This is a genomic window from Symbiopectobacterium sp. Eva_TO (assembly GCF_053848865.1).
The window spans coordinates 1,046,731-1,067,108 of the sequence record NZ_JBSPEY010000004.1 but is presented as its reverse complement, the minus strand read 5'-3'; the positions used below and the strand labels follow the sequence as shown (position 1 = coordinate 1,067,108).

The following is a 20,378-nucleotide window of genomic DNA, read 5'->3' as shown; positions in this document are numbered from 1 at the left end:
TTGGATTGAACATATCAAAATCAGGCAATTACACAAATTTATGTACAGGGTCCTTTTGTATAGCGCCAGTTGCTGAGCTTACTGTATTCATGATGAACTCCTGCTGTCGATCACGGTTAGTTCATTCATTCTCAATAACACACTCCTGGAAACAGAATGCCGTAGGGTTATCAGAATGAAAGTGTGGTAAATCACTAATTGTTTAGCCTTTAAGTGTATTAGCTCAGACCTGATCTGACAGTTACCGGTTATTTATACAGGTGTCTGTCAGATTAAATCTGGTTCAGATTTTTTTCTGCCCAGACTCGTTTACCATCAAGTAACGTGGCCATTGGCGTACGCCCGCAGCACATTTTACCCTGATGAGTTCGCTCATTATTGTAATGCCACAACCAGTTGTCCAGATCCTTTTGTAGACTTTCTAGGTCCTCGTATAACGTCTTACGGAACGCAACCTGATAAAAATCCTGCAAAATAGTTTTATGGAAGCGCTCGCAGATACCGTTTGTCTGCGGAGACATCGCTTTCGTTTTCGTATGGTCTATATCGTTGATAGCCAAGTACAGCTGATAGTCATGTTGTTCCACTTTACCGCAGTACTCCGTCCCCCTGTCCGTCAGTATTCTTAGCATTGGCAGCCCCTGAGCTTCGTAGAACGGCAGCACGCGATCATTGAGCAGGTCGGCGGCAGAGATCGGTGCTTTACTCGTGTAAAGCTTGCAGTGCGCCACTTTCGAGTACGTATCCACGAACGTCTGCTGGTAGATACGGCCAACACCTTTCAGATTACCCACGTAGAAGGTGTCCTGCGACCCCAGATAACCCGGGTGAGCAGTCTCTATTTCACCACAGGCTTCGTCGTCGTGCGCCTTCTTCTCCAGTGCAGCGATTTGAGCATCAGTAAGTACGATGCCTTCTCTGGCAACTTTTTCCTCAAGTGCCTTCAGGCGCTTACGAAAGTTTTCCAGATCGTGTCGTTGCCAGATGGAGCGCACACCGCTGCCAGAAATGAAGACGCCTTTTTTACGCAGCTCATTACTGGTCCGGTGCTGGCCATGAGCCGGGAACTCAATGGCGTAATCAACAACCGCACGTTCAGTGGCTTCATCAGCACGGTTTTTCAGGTTGGGAACCCGGCGGTTTTGGTTAACCAGAGCGTCAATGCCGCCTTCTGCCGCCAGTTCCTGATAGCGATAAAACGTGTCGCGTGACACCCCCATGATTTTACAGGCTTTTGATACGTTACCGAGTTCTTCGGCGAGATTGAGCAGGCCGGCTTTGTGTTTGATGATGGGATTGTTAGTATGAAGCATGAGAGTTACCTCGTGTTTTGTATAAGGATTCGACACCCATATCAAAACCGGTAACTCTCAACCTTTCAAGGTCCAGTGTCAGATCAAGTCGCGACTAATACACTTTAAGCTTTATATTGCGAACGCTTCAGTGTTGTCACTTCGAAATAGTTAACCGAATCATTCACTCGCCAGAAGATTATAAATTCCGTCAATTGCCGGCTCACTAGCGAAAGGCACAACATTGAAAATCGATTTTTAAATATGTTGGTGCAGTTGCCCTATCGACTGGGAGGTATTTCACGAAAATAGGCGATTCGCGCGATGCGTCACATCGCTGATAACTCCCTCACGCACCCGCAATACCCCACCTCGTTATACACATCTCTGTTCGTGCCTGAGCGCGCGTAGCGTTTCGGCGGCCGTCTGACTTTCTGCAAGCCTTTCCTGATAGTTTTTGCGCCTGGTTCACCGTCGCCTTTTCGAGCAAGAAAGCCTCCGAGTTGCGCAACTAAGCGCAATACTTCGTTTAGCTTAGGGCGGCCCTTGGGCATACGCTTGTTCATCAGTAGGTAAGCGCCATGAGTCTCGTCGGAATCAAAGAACAACATTGCGTCCAGCTCTGGACAGGTTCGTCCCATACGCATTAAATAGGCGATGCGCTATGCCACGATCATGAACAGCGCCAATGCCCGCTCAATGCGATCCACGGTCGATAACTGTAACGCTTCGACACAGCAGCCGTTCTTCAGCACATTGAAGAACATCTCGATTTCCCATCTAGCCCGATACCAGTCGATCAGCTCCACGATATCTTCTCGTCCTTCAGGTACGCGATTGCTCAGCAACCGCCACTCGACCGGCTTCACGCCTGCTGGCGGCTCAATTTCCTTGGCTATCACACAAGTCACTGCCAACCCGCAACGCAGCGACACTCGCTTCACGCGCAGCGCCTGTTTCACCGTACGCGCCTTCTGCCCCGCGCGAGCCGCCATAACGAATTGGATTTCTCCCACCGGCACGGTCTTTCCAACCTTCTGCCAAAGCTTCTCATTACAGTCCAGACTGCGATTATGAGTCGAGCGGATCAACCAGTCAGCCGGAGTGCCAAGGTCATCAGCGAGCTGCATCAATGCCTTGATATCCGCTTCGCGATCGGCTAAGTACACCAGACGTGTGTTTGGCAACTCCGAGGCGAGTTCAGCAACTCGCTCGTATCCCTCGAGCCAGCGCGTACTCTCCTTGATCCCATCGCGTTTTCCGTCTGCATCCTTCGGCTCTCTTGCCCACATCCACGCATCCAGTACGCCCAACCCCACGCGATCCGAACTGACCGCGTAGGTCGGATGCAGGTACAGACCACGCCTGGCTTCGTAGTTCAAGGGACCCAAGCCTTGGATTTGCTGCCCGTTGAAGTCAAGCTCGGTAGTGTCTTGGATACACAGCACAACCTCGTGTTCTCGGATCCTTTCCTGCGTACGCTGCCAGTGAGGTTGCAGAATGTCTCGCCATTCGAATGCTTGGTTCTCCATGAAGCGGTAAGCACCCAACGTCTCAGACCATCCGAGGCACGCATGCGGAATGCTGGCTTGCGGATTCTCAGCCCGCCGTATCAAAAGCCCTTTGGCGCGCTTATTGAGCCTCGTGTCACCAAGATTTACCCCTTCCAGTTCTTGGTGTGCCCAGCCATCTGAATCCCGTGTCATTTTTCAGCGCCGTAAATGGCGATAGTACACGTCGGTTTCACTTCATTTACAACCCCACCGGCTGCCTATTTCAGCCCGCTAACCCTTGGCATATAAGGCGTTGCGGACTTGTGTATAACGAGGTGTCCTTAACCTGCGTCGTCGCGAAACCTGCCCGGCTTCTGAGTTAGTGGTAGGGATGCAGTGCGGGGGCAGCGATGCCTTCTCCGGCGTGACGGCCAACCCGGCAGTGGGTTATGCCTCAGATTTACTAGTGCGCTGCGGCGCTACCGTGATGTTCTCGGAAGTCACCGAAGTACGCGATGCCATTCACCTTCTCACACCGCGCGCCGCGACCGAAGAAGTGGGTCGCCGTCTGCTTGAAGAGATGGCCTGGTATGACAACTACCTGGATACCGGAAAAACCGATCGCAGCGCCAACCCGTCTCCGGGCAATAAAAAGGGTGGGCTGGCGAACGTGGTAGAAAAGGCGCTCGGCTCGATTGCCAAATCAGGTCAAAGCGCCATTTCCGAAGTGCTCTCTCCAGGGCAGCGTCCGACCAAACGCGGGTTGATCTATGCGGCAACGCCTGCCAGCGATTTTGTGTGTGGCACCCAACAGTTAGCCTCAGGCATTACCGTGCAGGTGTTCACCACCGGTCGCGGCACACCTTATGGCCTGTTAGCCGTGCCCGTGATCAAAATGGCGACCCGCACCGCATTAGCGGAACGATGGCATGATTTGATGGACATCAATGCAGGCACAATTGCTACCGGCGATGCCACCATCGAACAAGTAGGCTGGGAGCTGTTCCATTTTATCCTTGATATTGCCAGCGGAAGGAAGAAAACCTGGTCGGATCAATGGGGCCTACATAACGCACTGGCGGTATTCAACCCTGCGCCTGTAACTTGATAAATAAACCTTTTTTATATTTCGCAAGGCAACTTATCGTTGTCTGGCGTTTATTTTTTTATTCTATTATTGATTAATATTTTCTGTTTATCCCGTAACCCTTTGTAGGGATTATAAGATTTTTCCCACGAATAACGCCTTTCATTTTATTTACAAATTTGAACAAATTTGCAAACCACAGTAACAATTGAGCGCTTCATTCTATCCTGTAGTTTCACATGAAATTATTATAACTGTATGTTTTAAATCATTATATTCACTAGGTTTTATATTTTAAAAAGTGCTATTTAAAAACGAAGGAATTGACAGCATCCTCAGCAACATCATAAACTTACACGCTCTGATGTCTGCGTGTTCAAATTCGAACGAGGGATTGTTGCACCCCGTGCCCACAGTGACGTGGCAAACGTCATCAGTGTGAAGTTATTACATTTTTATGATCATTAAAGCAGTGACATAAATTAATAACCTTTAATTTTGCATGCCTTTAACCGGGCATGAATTTATTAACACAGCACCATAATTGCACCAGGGGTTAAAAATGAGGGTCAATACGCCTGTTACGCAACAGGAGTATCTGTTGGACGTGGACACAACTTTGATATCCACCACAGATACTCAAAGTTACATTACCTACGCCAACTCCGCTTTCATTCGCGTCAGCGGCTATACCGAAGATGAACTTATCACACAGCCCCACAATGTGGTGCGCCATCCAGATATGCCCGTCGAAGCGTTTGCAGACATGTGGTACACCCTGCAACAAGGCGATAGCTGGACAGGCGTGGTGTCCGGACGTAAAACGTCACACGTTCACTTTAACCGCGTGGATGAGATAGGCCTGTTAATGCGCTCCATTAATCAGTTTGGCCTCAACCTTCACTCGCTGGTAGATGACGTTGGCACTCAGGTGCAAGGCATGACCGACGTGAGTCAACGTCTGACGGAAAACAATACGTCACTCAATGCCCGTACCGAGGAGACCTCAGCCAACCTGCAACAAACCGCCGCCGCAATCGAAGAAATTACCGTTGCGGTACAGCAAAGTGCTGAAACGGCAATCCAAGCCACCAGTATGGCGGAAGCGGCCAGCCAGACGGCGCAAAAAGGCGGGGATATCATGGGGGAAACCATCTGTATGATGGAATCCATCTCCAAGGCGAGCGATAAAATCGTCGATATTATCGGCGTGATCGACAGCATTGCGTTTCAAACCAACATTCTGGCACTCAACGCCGCAGTAGAAGCCGCCAGAGCGGGTGTGCAAGGCCGCGGTTTTGCCGTAGTCGCTGCCGAAGTACGCAACCTGTCCCAACACTCTGCCTCAGCCGCCAAAGAGATCAAAACGCTGATCGATGCGAACGTCGCAAGCGTGGAGTCAGGCGGTAAAATGGTGGAAAACGCGGGCAAACACATTGCGGATATTGTCAGCGAAGTGCTGCAAGTCTCGACCATGATCAAAGAGATCAGCAACGCCACGCAAGAGCAGACGCAGGCGTTGGGGTTGATTAACCAATCCATCGCCCAAATCGAAATCATGACCCAAAGCAATACCGAAATGGTAGTGCAATCAACCGATACGGCAGAAAGTTTGAACCGCCAGGCTCAACGGCTCACCAGCGCCATCAATGTGTATGGCAGTTGATTAATCCTCCTTTCAACGCACGATACGGCTGGGAATAAGGATAATTCCCTCGCCGTGCGTCCCGCGCAATGCCGATAGCCCCTTCCTGTGTTTCTCTCGGCACTGGCAAATAACACATATTGTTACATTTACTGTAAAAAACCTGATCCTATCGTTCTGTATTCCGACAAAATCCCTGTCAAGCTAGAGGGAATAAGCGTCGATACTCTATAAGCACAACCAGTGCCGTAATGACAAGGAGAAAAAATGACCAGCATCAGCGCGTGACGTCTGCCTCTGGCAGCAGCGCGAGCTCAGGGACCAGCAATGAGCAGCAAATTGCTCGTCTTAATCAGCAGATTAAAACGCTAACGCAGCAGGCCAAATCGCTCGCTTCCTCTCTCGAGAAAGCCAGCACGGATGAAGAAAAGGCCAGTATTCAGGAGCAGCAGCAGTTGATTCAGGCGCAGATTCAAGCGCTTCAGGCCCAAATCGCCCGGTTGCAGAATGAGTCATCGGAGAGTAAACAGCAGCAGGCGGCATCCACGTCTACGGCTCAAGAGGAAGGCGTTAACAAGCTGACCGAAGAGAATAAAATCAACATCTACGTGTAGCCGTTCAGCCACACGCGCAGCACCGCAAACGCGGTGCTGCTTTTAACGCTGCTTGAGCGGCGTCACCAACCCTTGCAGCCCTTCAATCTTGATGGTCAGCGTCAGCTGCATCAAATCGCCCAGTCGACCTTTGGGAAACGCATCCTTGCGGGCAAACCACAGCAAATACTCCTCAGGCAAATCGATCAGTACACGGCCCTGATACTTGCCAAATGGCATCTGCTGAATGGCGATGGCGATCAAATCCTCTTTTTCCATCGGTTAGGCTCCTAGCAGGCGGATCATCTCAGCTTCATCAATCACCGGGATATTCAACTCTTGTGCTTTGGCCAGCTTGGAGCCCGCGGCTTCCCCGGCAATCACCATATCGGTTTTCTTGGACACGCTGCCGCTCACTTTCGCGCCCAGCGCCGTCAGGCGATCCTTGGCTTCATCACGGGATAGCTGGCTCAACGACCCCGTCAGCACAATGGTCTTGCCGGCAAACGGGTTATCGAGCGTCTCAACATCCACCCTTTCGATGTCAGGCCAATGGATATTGATGCCCTCAGGATTGATAAGCTCGCGAATCACTTGCTGGTTGTGCGTTTCTTGCAGGAAATGGCGCACATGCTTCGCCACAATAGGCCCCACATCCGCCACTTCCAGCAGCGCTTCTTCATCCGCCGCTAGCAGGTTATCCAGGGTGGCAAAATGCTGTGCCAAGTTGCTTGCGGTCGCTTCCCCTACGTCACGGATACCCAACGCAAACAGGAAACGGGCAAAGGTGGTGGATTTAGCTTTTTCCAGCGCATTGACCAGATTCTGTGCCGATTTCGGCCCCATACGATCTAGTCCAGTCAGGATGCCAGCGGTAAGCTTGAACAGGTCGGCGGGAGTTTTGACGTACTCTTTTTCCACCAATTGATCGATAACCTTGTCCCCCATACCTTCCACATCCAGCGCACGACGGGAGACAAAGTGCTTTAACGCTTCCTTACGCTGTGCACCGCAGATCAACCCGCCAGTACAGCGCGTCACCGCCTCACCGTCAACGCGCTCCACCTCGGAGCCGCACACCGGACATTGCTCAGGAAAGTCGATAGCACGCGCATCCGCAGGGCGTTCTGCTTCCACTACCCCAACGATCTGCGGAATAACATCGCCTGCACGACGCACGATAACGCGATCGCCGATCTGTATGCCGAGACGTTCAATCTCATCGCGGTTATGCAAGGTGGCATTACTCACCATAACCCCGGCAACGGCAACCGGCTCAAGGCGTGCCACCGGCGTAATGGCACCAGTGCGCCCTACCTGAAAATCAACGCCGTGTAGCCAAGTCAGTTGCTCCTGCGCCGGGAATTTAAAGGCCACCGCCCAGCGCGGCGCGCGCGCTACAAACCCGAGCCGCTCTTGCAATGCCAGGTCGTCAACTTTGACCACCACACCGTCAATATCGAAGCCGAGCGTGGCGCGCTCTTGCTCCACCTGACGATAAAATGCCAGCACGTCTGCGCTACCAGTGCACAAACGGATACGATCGCTAACCGGCAGTCCCCAGGCTTTAAATTGATTCAGGCGTGCCAGATGGCTGGCAGGCAAGGTTCCGCCTTCCAACAGGCCAACGCCATAGCAGAAGAACGTTAGGGGGCGTTTAGCCGTAATTCGCGGATCGAGCTGACGCAACGACCCCGCCGCCGCATTGCGCGGATTGGCAAAAATCTTGGCACCGGTACGCCGCGCTTCATCATTCATCTTTTCAAAGCCACGGTGTTTCATAAACACTTCGCCACGCACTTCCACGCGCGCAGGGATGTTATCACCGTGCAACCGCAGCGGAATGGCTCCGATGGTACGGATATTGGCGGTAATGTTTTCCCCTGTCGTGCCATCGCCGCGCGTGGCGGCCTGCACCAGTAGGCCGTTTTCATACAATAGGCTTACCGCCAAACCATCGAGCTTCAGCTCACAACAGAAGGCCAGTTCCTCGCCGCTTTTCAAGCGATCCTGCACGCGTTTGTAAAACGCCAGATAGCTTTCATCATCGAATACGTTATCCAACGACAGCATCGGCACCTCATGACGCATGGACTCGAACGCCGACACGGGTGCCGCGCCAACGCGCTGCGTGGGCGAATCTGGCGTAATCAGTTCAGGATGTTCCGCTTCGATCGCCTTGAGCTCATTCATCAGGCGGTCATATTCCACGTCAGGAATTTCCGGCGCATCTTCAACGTGATATTTATATTCGTGGTGGCGCAATTGCGCGTGCAGCTCGGCCACACGCGATGTCAGATGTTCAACTGTCACTGGAGGTTACCCGTACTCTTTTGGTTTATCGCGGCGTATTGGCTTTGATGGCATTAATAATGTTAGTGGTAGAACAGCCATCTTCAAAGTTCAGCATCTGGACGTCACCGCCGTTGGCCCACACCTCTTTACTGCCTGAGATATCTTCCGGCTTGTAGTCACCGCCTTTGACCAGAATATCCGGCAAAATGCCAGCAATCAGGCGCTGCGGGGTATCTTCTTCAAACGGCACCACCCAGTCCACCGCGCCGAGGGCACTTAACACTGCCATACGTTGCGCCAGGGCATTGACCGGACGCGTGGGGCCTTTCAAGCGGCTGGTGGAGTCATCGCTGTTCACCGCCACAATCAAGCGATCGCCCAGCTTGCGTGCGTTCGCCAGATAAGAGACGTGACCAGCATGCAGAATATCGAATACGCCATTGGTCATGACAATTTTTTCACCGCGCAGGCGCGCCTGCGCGACAGCCGCTTTCAGTTGCGCTTCATCCATCGCACCAAAACCGCTGTCAGCGCGACCACGAATGGCATTTTCCAGCTCGATAGGCGTGACGGTAGAGGTTCCCAGCTTACCCACTACCACACCCGCTGCGGCGTTCGCCAGGAAACAGGCATCTTCCAGTGAATTTCCCGCCGCCAGCGCCGCTGCCAATACGCCAATCACGGTATCGCCCGCACCGGTCACATCGTAGACTTCCTGCGCCTGTGTCGGCAGATTCAGCGGCGCTTTGCCCGGCTGAAGCAGCGTCATGCCCTGTTCAGAACGGGTGATCAGCAGTGCGGAAAGGTCAAAATCGGCAATCATTTTCTCGCCGCGCGCTACCAGTTCTTCTTCGGTTTTGCTGCGTCCGGCAACCGCTTCGAACTCGGAGAGGTTCGGGGTCAGCAAGGTGGCACCACGATAGCGAGCGAAATCGGTCCCTTTCGGGTCAATCAGGACTGGCACGCTCGCCGCATTGGCGGTTTGGATCATCGCCTGCACATGAGCCAGTGCGCCCTTCGCGTAGTCTGACAGTACCAGCGCGCCGATTTTTGGCAGCGCCTGCGCAATACGTTCCAACATCGGCTGCGGATCAACACCGTCAAAGCCTTCTTCGAAATCCAGGCGAATCAACTGCTGGTTGCGCGACAGCACGCGCAGTTTGGTAATAGTAGGGTGCGTCGGGACGGAAACAAAATCGCACTTGACGTTCACATCGCTCAGTTTGGCGCTCAGCGCGCGTGCGGCATCATCGATGCCCGTCAGCCCGACCAGACGGGAGCTGGCACCCAGCGCCGCAATGTTCATGGCCACGTTGGCCGCACCGCCGGGACGTTCTTCAATGGTATCGACTTTGACTACCGGTACAGGCGCTTCTGGCGAAATACGGCTGGTAGGACCGTACCAGTAGCGATCCAGCATCACATCCCCTACCACCAGCACGCCAGCCTGACGAAAATCAGGTAATGAAACTTTCATGCACCTACTCCAAGATGTTTTTTGTCATACAGTTGGCCGCGATAATAGCACAGCCCCCGCAGCCCTTCGAAACAACATTCGTTGCCTACTGCGCCTCGGCACCCAGCCATTTCTCCCAGCTGGTTTTCACCTGTTGACGCTCGCTCAAAAAGCTTTCAGCGCTTACACGCGCCGACTGTTCCTGCAACGCCAGATGATGCAACGCATCGCGCAGGGTAATGTACGCCAACGTCAAAGCCCGCGCTTCTTCCTCGTCCATCACGCCGCACTGGGCCATCAGTTCCAGAATGCGCACGTTATCAGACCAGCGCGTCAGGCGTGGCTCCTGTGCCGCATAACGCAGTACCAGATACTGCACGATAAATTCAATATCGGTGATACCACCCTCATCGGTTTTCAGATCAAACAGCGCGGGGTCTTTATTGGCCAAATGCTGACGCATCTTCTCACGCATTTCGCGCACTTCCGCACGCAGCGTCTCCGGCTCGCGTTCCTGACATAAAATCTGACGCCGTATCGCCTCAAACTGCGCCTGTACGCCACGCTCACCATAGACCATACGCGCGCGCACCAGCGCCTGATGCTCCCAGGTCCAGGCTTCATGCTGTTGATAATCGCCGAAAGCCCCGACGGTGCTGACCAGCATTCCCGCCGCCCCAGACGGGCGCAGGCGAGCATCGACGTCGTACAGAATGCCCGAGGAGGTACGCGTGCTGAACAGGTGCATCACACGCTGCGCCAGACGGAGATAGAACTGGCGGCCATCAATACTGCGCTCACCGTCGGTTACCACCTCATCCGGGTAGTCCAGCAGGAACACCAGATCGAGATCGGAGCTGTAGCCCAATTCCCAACCGCCCAACTTGCCATAACCAATCACCGCAAAACCACGCCCTTCGCGCTGGTGCAGGTGTGTCGGTTGCCCATAACGCGCCACCATCTGCGTCCAGGCTTGCTGCACCACGGCAGCAATGATGGCTTCTGCCAGATAGGTTAAGTGATCGCTCACTTTCATCACTGGCAGCACGCCCGGGATGTCGCCAGCGGCAATGCGCAAATGCTGAGCCTGTTTGAACTGCCGTACGGCTTCCAGTTGCTGCTCTTCGTCTTCCTCTGGCACGCGCATCAGGTATTGGCGCAATTCATCGTGATAGGCTTCCGGCGCCAGCGAGTGATAGAGCGTCGCCGGATCGAGCAGTTCATCCAGCAGCAGCGGATAACGCGCCAGCTGGCTTGCCACCATCGGTGAGGCAGCACACAGACGGACCAATTGAATCAACGCAGGGCGCGACTCCAGCAGCAGTTCCAGATAGGTGGTGCGCGTCACGATACCGAGCAACAACGGCGTCAGGCGAGGCAAAATAAGCTCAGCCTGCTGGTGAGCACACACTTCGACCAGCAGCAGCGGCATAAGATGATCGAGCACGTCACGCCCGTGTGGGCCAATGGTACGTTTAACCAAATCATGACGAAAATCGGTAATGGCGCGCAGTAGCTCGTTACGTGCCCCTTCGCTGAGGTGAGGCATTAACGCCCCCATATCCACCTCATCGGGCGCGTCCAGCCATACGCTATTGTAACCGCTGCACTCCGGCGCATCCTGCCCGTCCTGTGCATCATCGCCAATCAGGTCATTAAACACCCGGCGCACCGCCAGCATATGGTTTTGTAAGGCACCATTTAACGTTTCCCAGCCATCAAACCTCATGCCCCACGCCAGACGCTGCTGATTCAGCGCTTCTTGCGGCAAAGTTTGCGTCTGCTCATCGGCAATCGCTTGCAACAGGTTTTCCAGCCGTCGTAAAAACAGATAGGCATTGCTCAGTTCGTCCACCTGCGGCGGCGAGAGCAGGCCCAGACTACCGGTGTGCTGCAACGTCGGCAGCAGTTCCCGGCCTTGCAACCCCGATTCACGTCCACCGCGAATCAGTTGGAAAACCTGGGTGATAAACTCAATTTCGCGAATACCACCCGCGCCCAGCTTGATGTTGTTACGCAGATCGCGCCGCCGTACTTCGCGGGCAATCATGCTCTTCATGTTACGCAGCGATTGGATCACACTGAAATCGATATAGCGGCGGAACACAAACGGACGCAGCAGCGCGCGCAGTTCCTGACTGTAGGCATCTTCCATGCCGCCCATCAAACGCGCTTTCACCATCGCGTAGCGTTCCCAATCGCGCCCCTGCTCCTGATAATACTCCTCCATGGCAGCAAAGCTGAGCACCAACGGACCGCTGTCGCCAAACGGGCGTAAACGCATATCGACACGGTAGACAAAACCGTCCACTGTCATCTGATCCAACGCTTTGATCAGGCGCTGCCCCAGCCGGGTAAAGAATTGCGCATTATACAATTCGCGCCGTCCCCCGCGCGTTTGACCGTTTTCCGGATAGACAAATATCAGGTCGATATCAGAGGAGAAGTTCAGTTCACCGCCCCCCAGCTTGCCCATGCCCAATATCAGCAGCGGCTGCGGCTCCCCTTGCGCATTACAGGGCGTGCCCCACTCGCGGCAGCAGGCGTCATAAAGCCAGCCGCGCGCCGCAACAATCAATGTTTCAGCCAATTCGCTCAGTTGGCGCAGCGTTTGCGGCGTGGTACTGGTGGCGAGTGATTGCGACCAGGCAATACGTACCAGCATCCGGCGACGAAACTCACGCAGCACGCGCATCAGCCTCGCCTCATCGCTCACCGCCTCCAGCGTTTGTGCCAACCATTGCCCGTAATGCTGCCACTCCTCAGGCTGCGGCGGTTGCTGATGCAATGCCTCCCACCAATCGGGATAGCGTGCCAGCGCCTCGCTGACAAAGTCACTGGAGGCCAGCACCGCCAGATCCTCTGGCGCGATGGACGCAGGGAGCGTCATGCTCTCTTGCAGGCGGGATAACACACGCTGCGCCTGCTCCGCCAGCAGCGGCGGCAACGCAGAGGAGAATGGCGAATTAGACATGGCAACTCCCTGATAATCCCGGCACTCCGGGAAACAATAATACGTTACACGCTGGCGCTGCTTAACCAGTACGGCGTTTGTTCCACCGCCTGACGGCGGGTATTTTCCAGCACGCTGTCCACGCCCGAAGCGGGAAGATGTTTGATACCGTGCTCTACCGCACGCCACTGCGCGATAAAGGATTCGACGGTGGTTTCCGTATAGGCGCTGGAGAGCAGCAGGAACGCATTGATGTTGCGTTGCAAACGCGCCAACTGCTGCTGGTAGTGCTCCGCATCCAGCGGGTGACTAAATACGGAGCGCAATTCCGCCATGGCGCGATCCAGCATCACGTAACAAAAGCGTTTATACGAGCCCATTAAGCGCATACGGCTTTTGTTATCCATATGTTCACGCCAGCTGTTGTTAACCAACCATGACGTGAGCACTAACTTACTGTTCAGATAGTTGGCGTCATAACACACCTTCTCGGCATCCGTTTCACCTGCGACCTGCTCTTCCAGATGGGTGAGCGCCGCGCGGAACAGCGTGGTGACTTTGCGCGGTACCGCGCCCCCCACCAGCACCAACATTTCACGCATCAACGCACTGGCTTCCAGCAATTGCACGCGCACCTTGCGTTCACCGCGAGCCCACAGCTCTTCATGATATTGCCAGTGGGCCAGCGCATGCTCTAAATAACTGTTCCGAATAGTAGATCACCTGAAGGGAACTCAGTCCGAGTTGAGCGATCTGATCAATCGATAAAGATCCCAAATCATCAACCGGACTGAGCGATGTCGAGCATAGCACCGATACCCCGTAACGAACGACGCCTGATGAAGAAAACTCTCCATAAAACGCGTGACAAGAATCACGCCCGCAGGCTGACCGCCATCCTGATGTTGCACCGGGGCGAGCGCGTGAGCGATGTCGCCAGAATGCTTTGCTGCGCCCGTTCGTCAATCGGCAGATGGATTAACTGGCTCACCCTGTACGGCATTGAAGGCCTCAAATCTCTGCGGCCCGGTCGTGGCCGTCGCTGGCCGTTTGAACAGATCTGCGCACTGTTAATCCAGCTCGTAAAGCGTTCCCCTCATGATTTTGGCTATCAGCGTTCGCGCTGGAGCACGGAACTGCTAGCGATAAAAATCAATGAGATAACCGGTTGCCAGTTGCATGCTTCCACGGTGCGCCGTTGGCTGCCTTCTGCCGGTCTGGTGTGGCGACGCGCAGCTCCTACGCTGCGTATCCGCGACCCGCATAAGGAAGAAAAAATGGAGGCCATCGCGATGGCGCTGGAACAATGCAGCGCGGAACATCCCGTCTTTTACGAAGACGAAGTGGATATTCATCTGAATCCCAAAATTGGCGCGGACTGGCAGGTTCGCGGGAAGCAGAAACGCATCGTGACGCCGGGCCAGAACGAGAAATATTATCTGGCGGGTGGATTACACAGCGGGACGGGAAAAGTCAGCGATGTTGGAGGAATCAGTAAAAGTTCGTGTTTGTTTATCAGTATGTTAGAGCATCTGAGAGCAACGTACAGACGGGCAAAAACGCTCACGCTGATAGTTGATAACTACATTATTCACAAAAGCCGGGAGACGCAGCGCTGGCTGGAAGAAAACCCGAAATTCAGGGTTATTTATCAGCCGGTGTACTCACCATGGGTAAATCATGTAGAGCGGTTATGGCAGGCGTTGCATGAAACCATTACCCGCAATCATCAATGCTGTTCAATGTGGCAGTTACTGAACAAGGTTCGCCGCTTCATGGAAACCGTCAGCCCGTTTCCCAGTGGAAAACATGGACAGGCAAAAGTGTAGCGGTATTAGGAACAGCTATTTAGCGCAGCGCCAATCGCCTGATCGATGGTGCTCTTTGCAGGCAGCGTCAGCATACGTAGCGCCCGACATTCGCGCGGCACCGCACCTTGAGCTAGATGATAACCGCGGGCCGCTTTGCTCAGGCTGCCCTGGCGCATTCCACCCCACTCCGCCAGCTCTTGCAACAGCGCCAGCAAATCATCGGTTTGCCCGGCTTTCAATTCCATCTCCAATTCCAAAATGGGCTCACTCAATTCACCAGCGGCAACTTCCCCCTGATCGAAGGCAATCTCAATCAAACTTTGGTGGTAAGCGATAACCCACTGCTCACGCTGAAAATGGGTGCTAAACAGTGGATGCAGCGCCTGCGCAAGTGCTTCAACATCGCATTCTGGCGGCCAGACATCTGCGGGCAGCAACCGTATATCCAGATTGGCATTCGCCAGCGGCACATTGTATTCAGGATGCTGATGCAGCCCGCCGATCACCGTTCCCGCGGTTTTCAGCGTCATTTCGTGCCGGCCGTTTTCACCGCGCACACGCAGCCCCATACCGAACTGACGCAGCGTGTTATCCGCCGTTTCATAATAGGTGTTGCTAAGCAGTCGCCCTTCCAGATGCTCGCTGTGGCTGTAGTCAGTTTGCCAGGCCGTCAGTTTGCGCGGCAGCGTAGCCGCCATGTCCGGATGCACAATAAACTTCAGTTCGATCTCTTCACTCATCATTATTTCAATCTAAAAAACATGACCCTGCGGGTCGGATGCTGACAACCATTCATCAGCGACGGAAAATACGGATACTTGCTATATTACACCACCTTACCCCTAACATCTGCGGCAGAAAAAACCTACCGGGCAGTGATCTTGACCCACCATCTCCGGACAGCTTTTGTATCTTAAGTTAACGATGCCCGCTGGCGCCGATATTCTCTTGGGGAGTTGTATCCCAGCGCACTGTGCGGATGGTTTTCATTGTAATGATTGAACGCCGCTGCAAGATTCTTCAGCGCTGTTCGCACATCGGGTTTTGGCATGAAGGCGATGTAATCTTCCTTCATCGTCTTCACGAACCGTTCTGCCATGCCGTTACTCTGTGAACTGCTCACTGCTGTTGTGCAGGGCTCCAGATTCAGTTCTCTGGCGAACTTCCGCGTTTCATGCGCTGTGTACGCTGAACCATTATCCGTCAGCCATTGCACTGGTTTATCCGGCAGCGCGCTACCGAAGCGTTTTTCCACCGACCTCAGCATCACATCCTGCACGGTTGAACTGTCATAACCCCTGGTGCTCGCTGCCCAGTCTATGGCCTCCCGGTCGCAGCAGTCCAGTGCGAACGTCACCCGCAGCTTCTCGCCGTTGTCACAACCGAACTCGAAGCCATCTGAGCACCAGCGCATATCGCTCTCTGCTACCGCGATTTTGCCTTTATGCTCCCGCTTCGGACGTTCAGTTTTATCATGCAACAACAGCAGGTTATGCTCGCTCATTATCCTGTAAAGCCGTTTGGCGTTCACCGGTGGAAATCCCTCTGCACGACGTTGCTTACGCAGGATACCCCACACTCGGCGGTAACCGTAACTGGGCATGTCGCTGATGATACGGAGGATGTCCGATAATATCTCAGCATCAGCTTCGTCATTACGCCGGTTGCTGCGCCTGTCCAGCCAGTCGGCAGAACGGTTAACCCGCAGTGACAGCTGCGCACGCGACACGCTCATGGCGCGGCTGACCAGAGCTATTCCCCGTCCTTTGGCAACAAGGGCGCGTGCGCTATCCATTTTCGCGACTGGCGGTACTCCACTGCTTCTTTGAGGATCTCAACTTCCATCGTCTTCTTACCCAGAAGGCGCTGTAGCTCCCGGACCTGCTTGAGGGCAGTCGCCAGCGCCGAAGCTGGAACCACTTCTTCTCCGGCCGCAACGGCGGTGAGGCTTCCTTCCTGGTATTGCTTCTTCCACTTAAACAAAAGGCTGGGCTGGATGCCATGCAGGCGGGCTACATGGGAGACGTTCATCCCCGGCTCCATTGTCTGCTGAATGATGGCGATTTTCTCTTGCGGAGTTTTACGCTTACGGACTTCTTGCCCTAACAGGATCCCGGTCATTTCAAAATTAGCATGATTGTTAGACATATATCTAAGCCTATCTCTTATCTGGAGATACAGCTACTGTCTGGTGTTACAGGGGGCTACATCAAAACCTACCGGGCAGCAATGACAGGTAATGCGGCGTGGGTAATAGGAGTGTTCTCATTTCGGTTTACCCATTGCCTCGTCAGACTTATGCCTCTACTATCACCCAACCATTCGCGCAACATGATGAAATTATGAAGAAATTAGGCCTCGTTTGTTTCACCTTTGTCAGCCTCACACTGAGTTGGGCGAGTCACGCAGAAGATAAACGCTACATCTCCGATGAGCTGTCGACCTACATTCATACCGGCCCTGGCACCCAGTACCGCATCATTGGCACGCTCAATGCCGGTGAGGAAGTCACCGTGCTCAGCGTGAATGAAAATGCCGGCTATGCCCAAATTAGCGATAGCAAAGATCGCACCAGTTGGCTGCCGCTCAATCAACTGAGTCAAACGCCCAGCCTACGCCTGCGCGTGCCGGAACTGGAAAAGCAGGTTTCCGACCTCACCGCGCGATTAGGCAATATCGATCAGGAATGGAACCAACGTACTGCCGATATGCAGCAAAAAGTGTCTGCCAGCGACAATATCATCACCGCTCTGCGTAACGAAAATAAGGATTTAAAAAATCAGCTGATTGTCGCGCAAAAGAAAGTCGATGCAGCCAATGTGCAACTGGATGACAAGCAACGGGAAATCATTTTGCAATGGTTCCTGTACGGCGGTGGCGTGGCGGGCATCGGTCTGCTGATCGGTTTGCTGCTACCGCACCTGATCCCCTGCAGAAAGAAAAACGATCGCTGGATGCGCTGAGGTGTAAGCCACATCACAAATCACATTGACTTGCGGCATAGATTGCGGCAGGCCGATGGGTATGTAACTATTAACCTTATGTTAACGTAGTGCTCCCATCATCCTCGGCGCAGACCGGGAACCTCCTGCAGAAGGCATGCGTTTGGCCTGTAAGAGATTCCCGCTTACACGGGAATGATCGGATTAGTAAAGCCAGGAGTTTGTATTGAAGAGTTATCTGGTTGGCGGCGCAGTGCGGGACGCCTTACTCGATCTCCCAGTGTCAGAACGTGACTGGGTGGTGGTGGGTGCCACACCGGGACAGATGTTGGCGCTTGGCTACCAGCAGGTCGGGCGGGATTTTCCCGTCTTTTTGCACCCGGAAAGCAAAGAAGAGTATGCGCTGGCGCGCACTGAATGCAAATCGGGTAACGGCTATACCGGCTTTATTTGCCATGCCGCACCCGATGTTACGCTGGAAGCGGATCTGCTGCGGCGCGATCTGACCATTAACGCCATCGCCCAAACCGCAGAGGGTGAGTTGGTTGATCCCTATCACGGCCGTTACGATCTGCAACAGCGTCTGCTGCGCCATGTATCTCCGGCTTTTCAGGAAGATCCGCTACGCGTACTGCGCGTGGCGCGCTTTGCCGCGCGTTTTGCCCATCTAGGTTTTCACATCGCGGAGGAAACACTGGCGCTGATGCAATTTATGACGCGCGAGGGCGAGTTGGCTTTTCTTACGCCCGAACGGGTGTGGAAAGAGACGGAAAAGGCGCTGGCAACCCGCTCGCCTCACGTCTATTTTCAGGTGCTGCGCGACTGCGGTGCGCTGGCGGTATTGTTTCCCGAAATCGACAATCTGTATGGCGTACCAGCCCCGGCACAATGGCACCCGGAAATCGACAGCGGCGTTCATACCCTGATGACCCTGATGATTGCCGCTCTCCTCACCCCCGAGATCGATGTACGCTTTGCCACGCTGTGCCACGATGTGGGAAAAGCGCTGACACCGCCCGCGCTCTGGCCACGTCACCACGGACACGGCCCGGCGGGCGTGAAACTGGTGGAGCAACTGTGCCAGCGCTTACGTGTACCTAATGCGCTGCGCGACCTGGCGAAGCTGGTAGCGGAATATCATGACCTGGCGCATGCCGTAACGGTATTGCAGCCCAAAACGCTGATGAAGCTGTTTGATGCGCTGGACGTGTGGCGCAAGCCGGAACGGCTGGAGAAGTTGGTGCTCACCAGTGAAGCGGATGCCCGTGGCCGCACCGGTTTTGAAGAATCCCCCTATCCGCAAGGCAACTACCTGCGCGAGGCCTTCACCGTTGCCTGCGCCGTCACCAGTGGGGCAGTTGTGGCCGACGGTTTTCAGGGTATTGGCGTGCGCGAGGAGCTGCACCGGCGACGTATTGCTGCGCTTACCGCGTGGAATGCGCAGAAAATTCCCGCTTCGACCCCGTAGGAGGCTTATTTCGTGCTACAGACCGCAATATAGTTAAGCAGGTGCCGGTAGCGGCGGAAGGTGCGAAACAGCCGAAGGAAGGTTGCGCGGTTTTCCGCCTTGTAGTGGCACACTGATACTGGCCACCTGAGCGGAGGTGATATGCTCACCTCATCAACACGACAGGTGACCTCATGGGTAAACATTTTACGGCGGAATTTAAGCTCGAAGCCGCAAAGCTGGTTGTCGACCACGGCTACACATACGTTAAGGCCGCAGAGGCGGTTAATGTCAGCCATTCTGCCATTAGTCGCTGGGTCAATAAGCTTCGCCTTGAACGACAGGGAAAAACGCCAACGGGACTTCCTCTTACCCCTGAACAGCTCGAGCTGCGTGAGATGAAGAAAAAAGTCCAATGCCTTGAAATGGAGAACGAAATCCTAAAAAAGGCTACGGCGCTCTTAATGTCGGACTCACTCAACGGTTCACGGTAGTCGACAGGCTGAGGGCGCGATACCCGGTCACGGCGTTGTGCCAAACTTTTGAGGTACATCGCAGCAGCTACAGGCACTGGCAGGCTTCCGCTAATGAACCCGACGGTGAGCGCGTGGTTAAGTGTAGTCGCGTCATGGAAGCCTGGAACGCCAGCGGCGGCTCTGCCGGCGCTCGAAGTATCGCGACCATCGTCACCGGCAGCTCTGGTGTCAAAATGGGGCGCTGGCTGGCTGGCAAGCTGATGAAGGAGCTGGGTATCGCCAGCTGCCAGCGACCGGCTCACAAATACAAACGCGGCGGCAATGAACACGTTGAAATACCGAACTATCTCAACCGCCAGTTCGCGGTTACCGCGCCGGATCAGGTCTGGTGCGGCGATGTGACCTACATCTGGACGGGCAAATGCTGGGCTTACCTTGCGGTGGTGCTAGACCTGTTCGCCCGCAAACCGGTGGGCTGGGCCATGTCGACGTCGCCGGACTCGGCGCTGACAGTTAAAGCGTTGCAGATGGCCTGGGAACTCCGGGGACAACCAACAGGAGTCATGTTCCACAGCGACCAGGGCAGCCACTATACCAGCCGTCAATACCGGCAAGCCCTGTGGCGCTGCCGGATAAAGCAGAGTATGAGTCGGCGGGGTAACTGCTGGGATAATGCGCCAATGGAGCGGTTCTTCCGCAGCCTGAAGACAGAATGGGTGCCGACAAAGGGTTACAACAGCTTCAGCGAAGCCCAGGACGCGATTATCCGCTACATCACGGGGTATTACAGCGCTATCCGGCCTCACTGGTATAACGGCGGCTTAACTCCAAACGAATCTGAGCGACTGTTCTACATACAGTCTAATGCGGTGGCCAATATTAGTTGAC

At 54.3% G+C, this 20,378-nt stretch carries 13 protein-coding genes and 3 pseudogenes; 7 read left to right on the top strand and 9 right to left on the bottom strand.

The annotated features are described in order from the left end of the window. Nucleotides 1-272: 272 nt before the first annotated feature. On the bottom strand, nt 273-1,313 hold the full coding sequence (locus ACWWJF_RS07475) for an IS481 family transposase (RefSeq protein WP_455868660.1): 1,041 nt from the start codon (nt 1,311-1,313) through the stop codon (nt 273-275). Between the two features lie 354 nt (nt 1,314-1,667). Continuing rightward, nucleotides 1,668-2,998 (bottom strand): annotated as a pseudogene (locus ACWWJF_RS07470) (IS4 family transposase). 127 nt (nt 2,999-3,125) lie between these two features. Here ACWWJF_RS07470 and garD point away from each other — a divergent pair. The 3 genes and pseudogenes from garD to ACWWJF_RS07455 all read left to right on the top strand — a co-directional run. Next, nucleotides 3,126-3,893, top strand: a pseudogene (gene garD, locus ACWWJF_RS07465) (galactarate dehydratase); the annotation flags it as partial. 541 nt (nt 3,894-4,434) lie between these two features. Then, the gene (locus ACWWJF_RS07460; protein WP_455869094.1) at nt 4,435-5,538 is read left to right on the top strand and encodes a methyl-accepting chemotaxis protein; all 1,104 of its coding nucleotides are present in this window, start codon (nt 4,435-4,437) and stop codon (nt 5,536-5,538) included. A 230-nt stretch (nt 5,539-5,768) separates the two neighbouring features. After that, nucleotides 5,769-6,131, top strand: coding sequence for a FlxA-like family protein (locus ACWWJF_RS07455; protein WP_455869093.1), 363 nt, complete (start codon nt 5,769-5,771; stop codon nt 6,129-6,131). Nucleotides 6,132-6,173: 42 nt separating this feature from the next. Here ACWWJF_RS07455 and ACWWJF_RS07450 read toward each other — a convergent pair whose 3' ends face one another. From ACWWJF_RS07450 to ACWWJF_RS07430, 5 genes are all read right to left on the bottom strand, one after another. Then, entirely contained in the window at nt 6,174-6,389 is a 216-nt protein-coding gene (locus tag ACWWJF_RS07450; RefSeq protein ID WP_455869092.1) for a DUF3820 family protein, read from the bottom strand. Nucleotides 6,390-6,392: 3 nt separating this feature from the next. Continuing rightward, the gene (gene ligA, locus ACWWJF_RS07445; RefSeq protein WP_455869091.1) at nt 6,393-8,423 is read right to left on the bottom strand and encodes an NAD-dependent DNA ligase LigA; all 2,031 of its coding nucleotides are present in this window, start codon (nt 8,421-8,423) and stop codon (nt 6,393-6,395) included. A 25-nt stretch (nt 8,424-8,448) separates the two neighbouring features. Beyond that, entirely contained in the window at nt 8,449-9,882 is a 1,434-nt protein-coding gene (gene hldE, locus ACWWJF_RS07440; RefSeq protein ID WP_455869090.1) for a bifunctional D-glycero-beta-D-manno-heptose-7-phosphate kinase/D-glycero-beta-D-manno-heptose 1-phosphate adenylyltransferase HldE, read from the bottom strand. Nucleotides 9,883-9,967: 85 nt separating this feature from the next. Continuing rightward, entirely contained in the window at nt 9,968-12,835 is a 2,868-nt protein-coding gene (gene glnE / locus ACWWJF_RS07435; RefSeq protein WP_455869089.1) for a bifunctional [glutamate--ammonia ligase]-adenylyl-L-tyrosine phosphorylase/[glutamate--ammonia-ligase] adenylyltransferase, read from the bottom strand. 44 nt (nt 12,836-12,879) lie between these two features. After that, the gene (locus tag ACWWJF_RS07430; protein ID WP_455870987.1) at nt 12,880-13,527 is read right to left on the bottom strand and encodes a CHAD domain-containing protein; all 648 of its coding nucleotides are present in this window, start codon (nt 13,525-13,527) and stop codon (nt 12,880-12,882) included. Between the two features lie 84 nt (nt 13,528-13,611). Here ACWWJF_RS07430 and ACWWJF_RS07425 point away from each other — a divergent pair, with 84 nt between their 5' ends. Next, entirely contained in the window at nt 13,612-14,643 is a 1,032-nt protein-coding gene (locus ACWWJF_RS07425) for an IS630 family transposase (protein ID WP_455869088.1), read from the top strand. Nucleotides 14,644-14,663: 20 nt separating this feature from the next. Here ACWWJF_RS07425 and ACWWJF_RS07420 read toward each other — a convergent pair. Further along, nucleotides 14,664-15,365 (bottom strand): annotated as a pseudogene (locus tag ACWWJF_RS07420) (CYTH domain-containing protein); the annotation flags it as partial. A gap of 173 nt (nt 15,366-15,538) precedes the next feature. Further along, nucleotides 15,539-16,746, bottom strand: a protein-coding gene (locus ACWWJF_RS07415) for an IS3 family transposase (RefSeq protein WP_455870986.1) whose coding sequence is annotated in 2 segments (ribosomal slippage) — nt 15,539-16,425 and nt 16,425-16,746 — 1,209 coding nt in all. Because the reading frame shifts where the segments join, the coding sequence is not laid out codon by codon here. A 221-nt stretch (nt 16,747-16,967) separates the two neighbouring features. On the opposite strand from ACWWJF_RS07415, the gene ACWWJF_RS07410 reads away from it, so the two are divergent. The 3 genes from ACWWJF_RS07410 (at nt 16,968) to ACWWJF_RS07400 (ending at nt 20,377) form a co-directional block, all read left to right on the top strand. Further along, nucleotides 16,968-17,588, top strand: coding sequence for a TIGR04211 family SH3 domain-containing protein (locus tag ACWWJF_RS07410; protein WP_455869087.1), 621 nt, complete (start codon nt 16,968-16,970; stop codon nt 17,586-17,588). 205 nt (nt 17,589-17,793) lie between these two features. After that, entirely contained in the window at nt 17,794-19,035 is a 1,242-nt protein-coding gene (locus ACWWJF_RS07405; RefSeq protein ID WP_455869086.1) for a multifunctional CCA addition/repair protein, read from the top strand. Between the two features lie 173 nt (nt 19,036-19,208). Further along, a protein-coding gene (locus ACWWJF_RS07400; RefSeq protein WP_455868400.1) for an IS3 family transposase occupies nt 19,209-20,377 on the top strand; the annotation gives its coding sequence in 2 pieces (ribosomal slippage) (nt 19,209-19,464 and nt 19,464-20,377; 1,170 coding nt in all). Nucleotide 20,378 lies beyond the last annotated feature (1 nt).

Bases quoted from the DNA above. Each gene is read 5' to 3' on its own strand.
- ACWWJF_RS07450 (WP_455869092.1), bottom strand. From the start codon at position 6,389: ATGGAAAAAGAGGATTTGATCGCCATCGCCATTCAGCAGATGCCATTT.
- ACWWJF_RS07455 (WP_455869093.1), top strand. From the start codon at position 5,769: ATGACAAGGAGAAAAAATGACCAGCATCAGCGCGTGACGTCTGCCTCT.
- hldE (WP_455869090.1), bottom strand. From the start codon at position 9,882: ATGAAAGTTTCATTACCTGATTTTCGTCAGGCTGGCGTGCTGGTGGTA.
- glnE (WP_455869089.1), bottom strand. From the start codon at position 12,835: ATGTCTAATTCGCCATTCTCCTCTGCGTTGCCGCCGCTGCTGGCGGAG.
- ACWWJF_RS07475 (WP_455868660.1), bottom strand. From the start codon at position 1,313: ATGCTTCATACTAACAATCCCATCATCAAACACAAAGCCGGCCTGCTC.
- ACWWJF_RS07410 (WP_455869087.1), top strand. From the start codon at position 16,968: ATGAAGAAATTAGGCCTCGTTTGTTTCACCTTTGTCAGCCTCACACTG.
- ACWWJF_RS07460 (WP_455869094.1), top strand. From the start codon at position 4,435: ATGAGGGTCAATACGCCTGTTACGCAACAGGAGTATCTGTTGGACGTG.
- ACWWJF_RS07425 (WP_455869088.1), top strand. From the start codon at position 13,612: ATGTCGAGCATAGCACCGATACCCCGTAACGAACGACGCCTGATGAAG.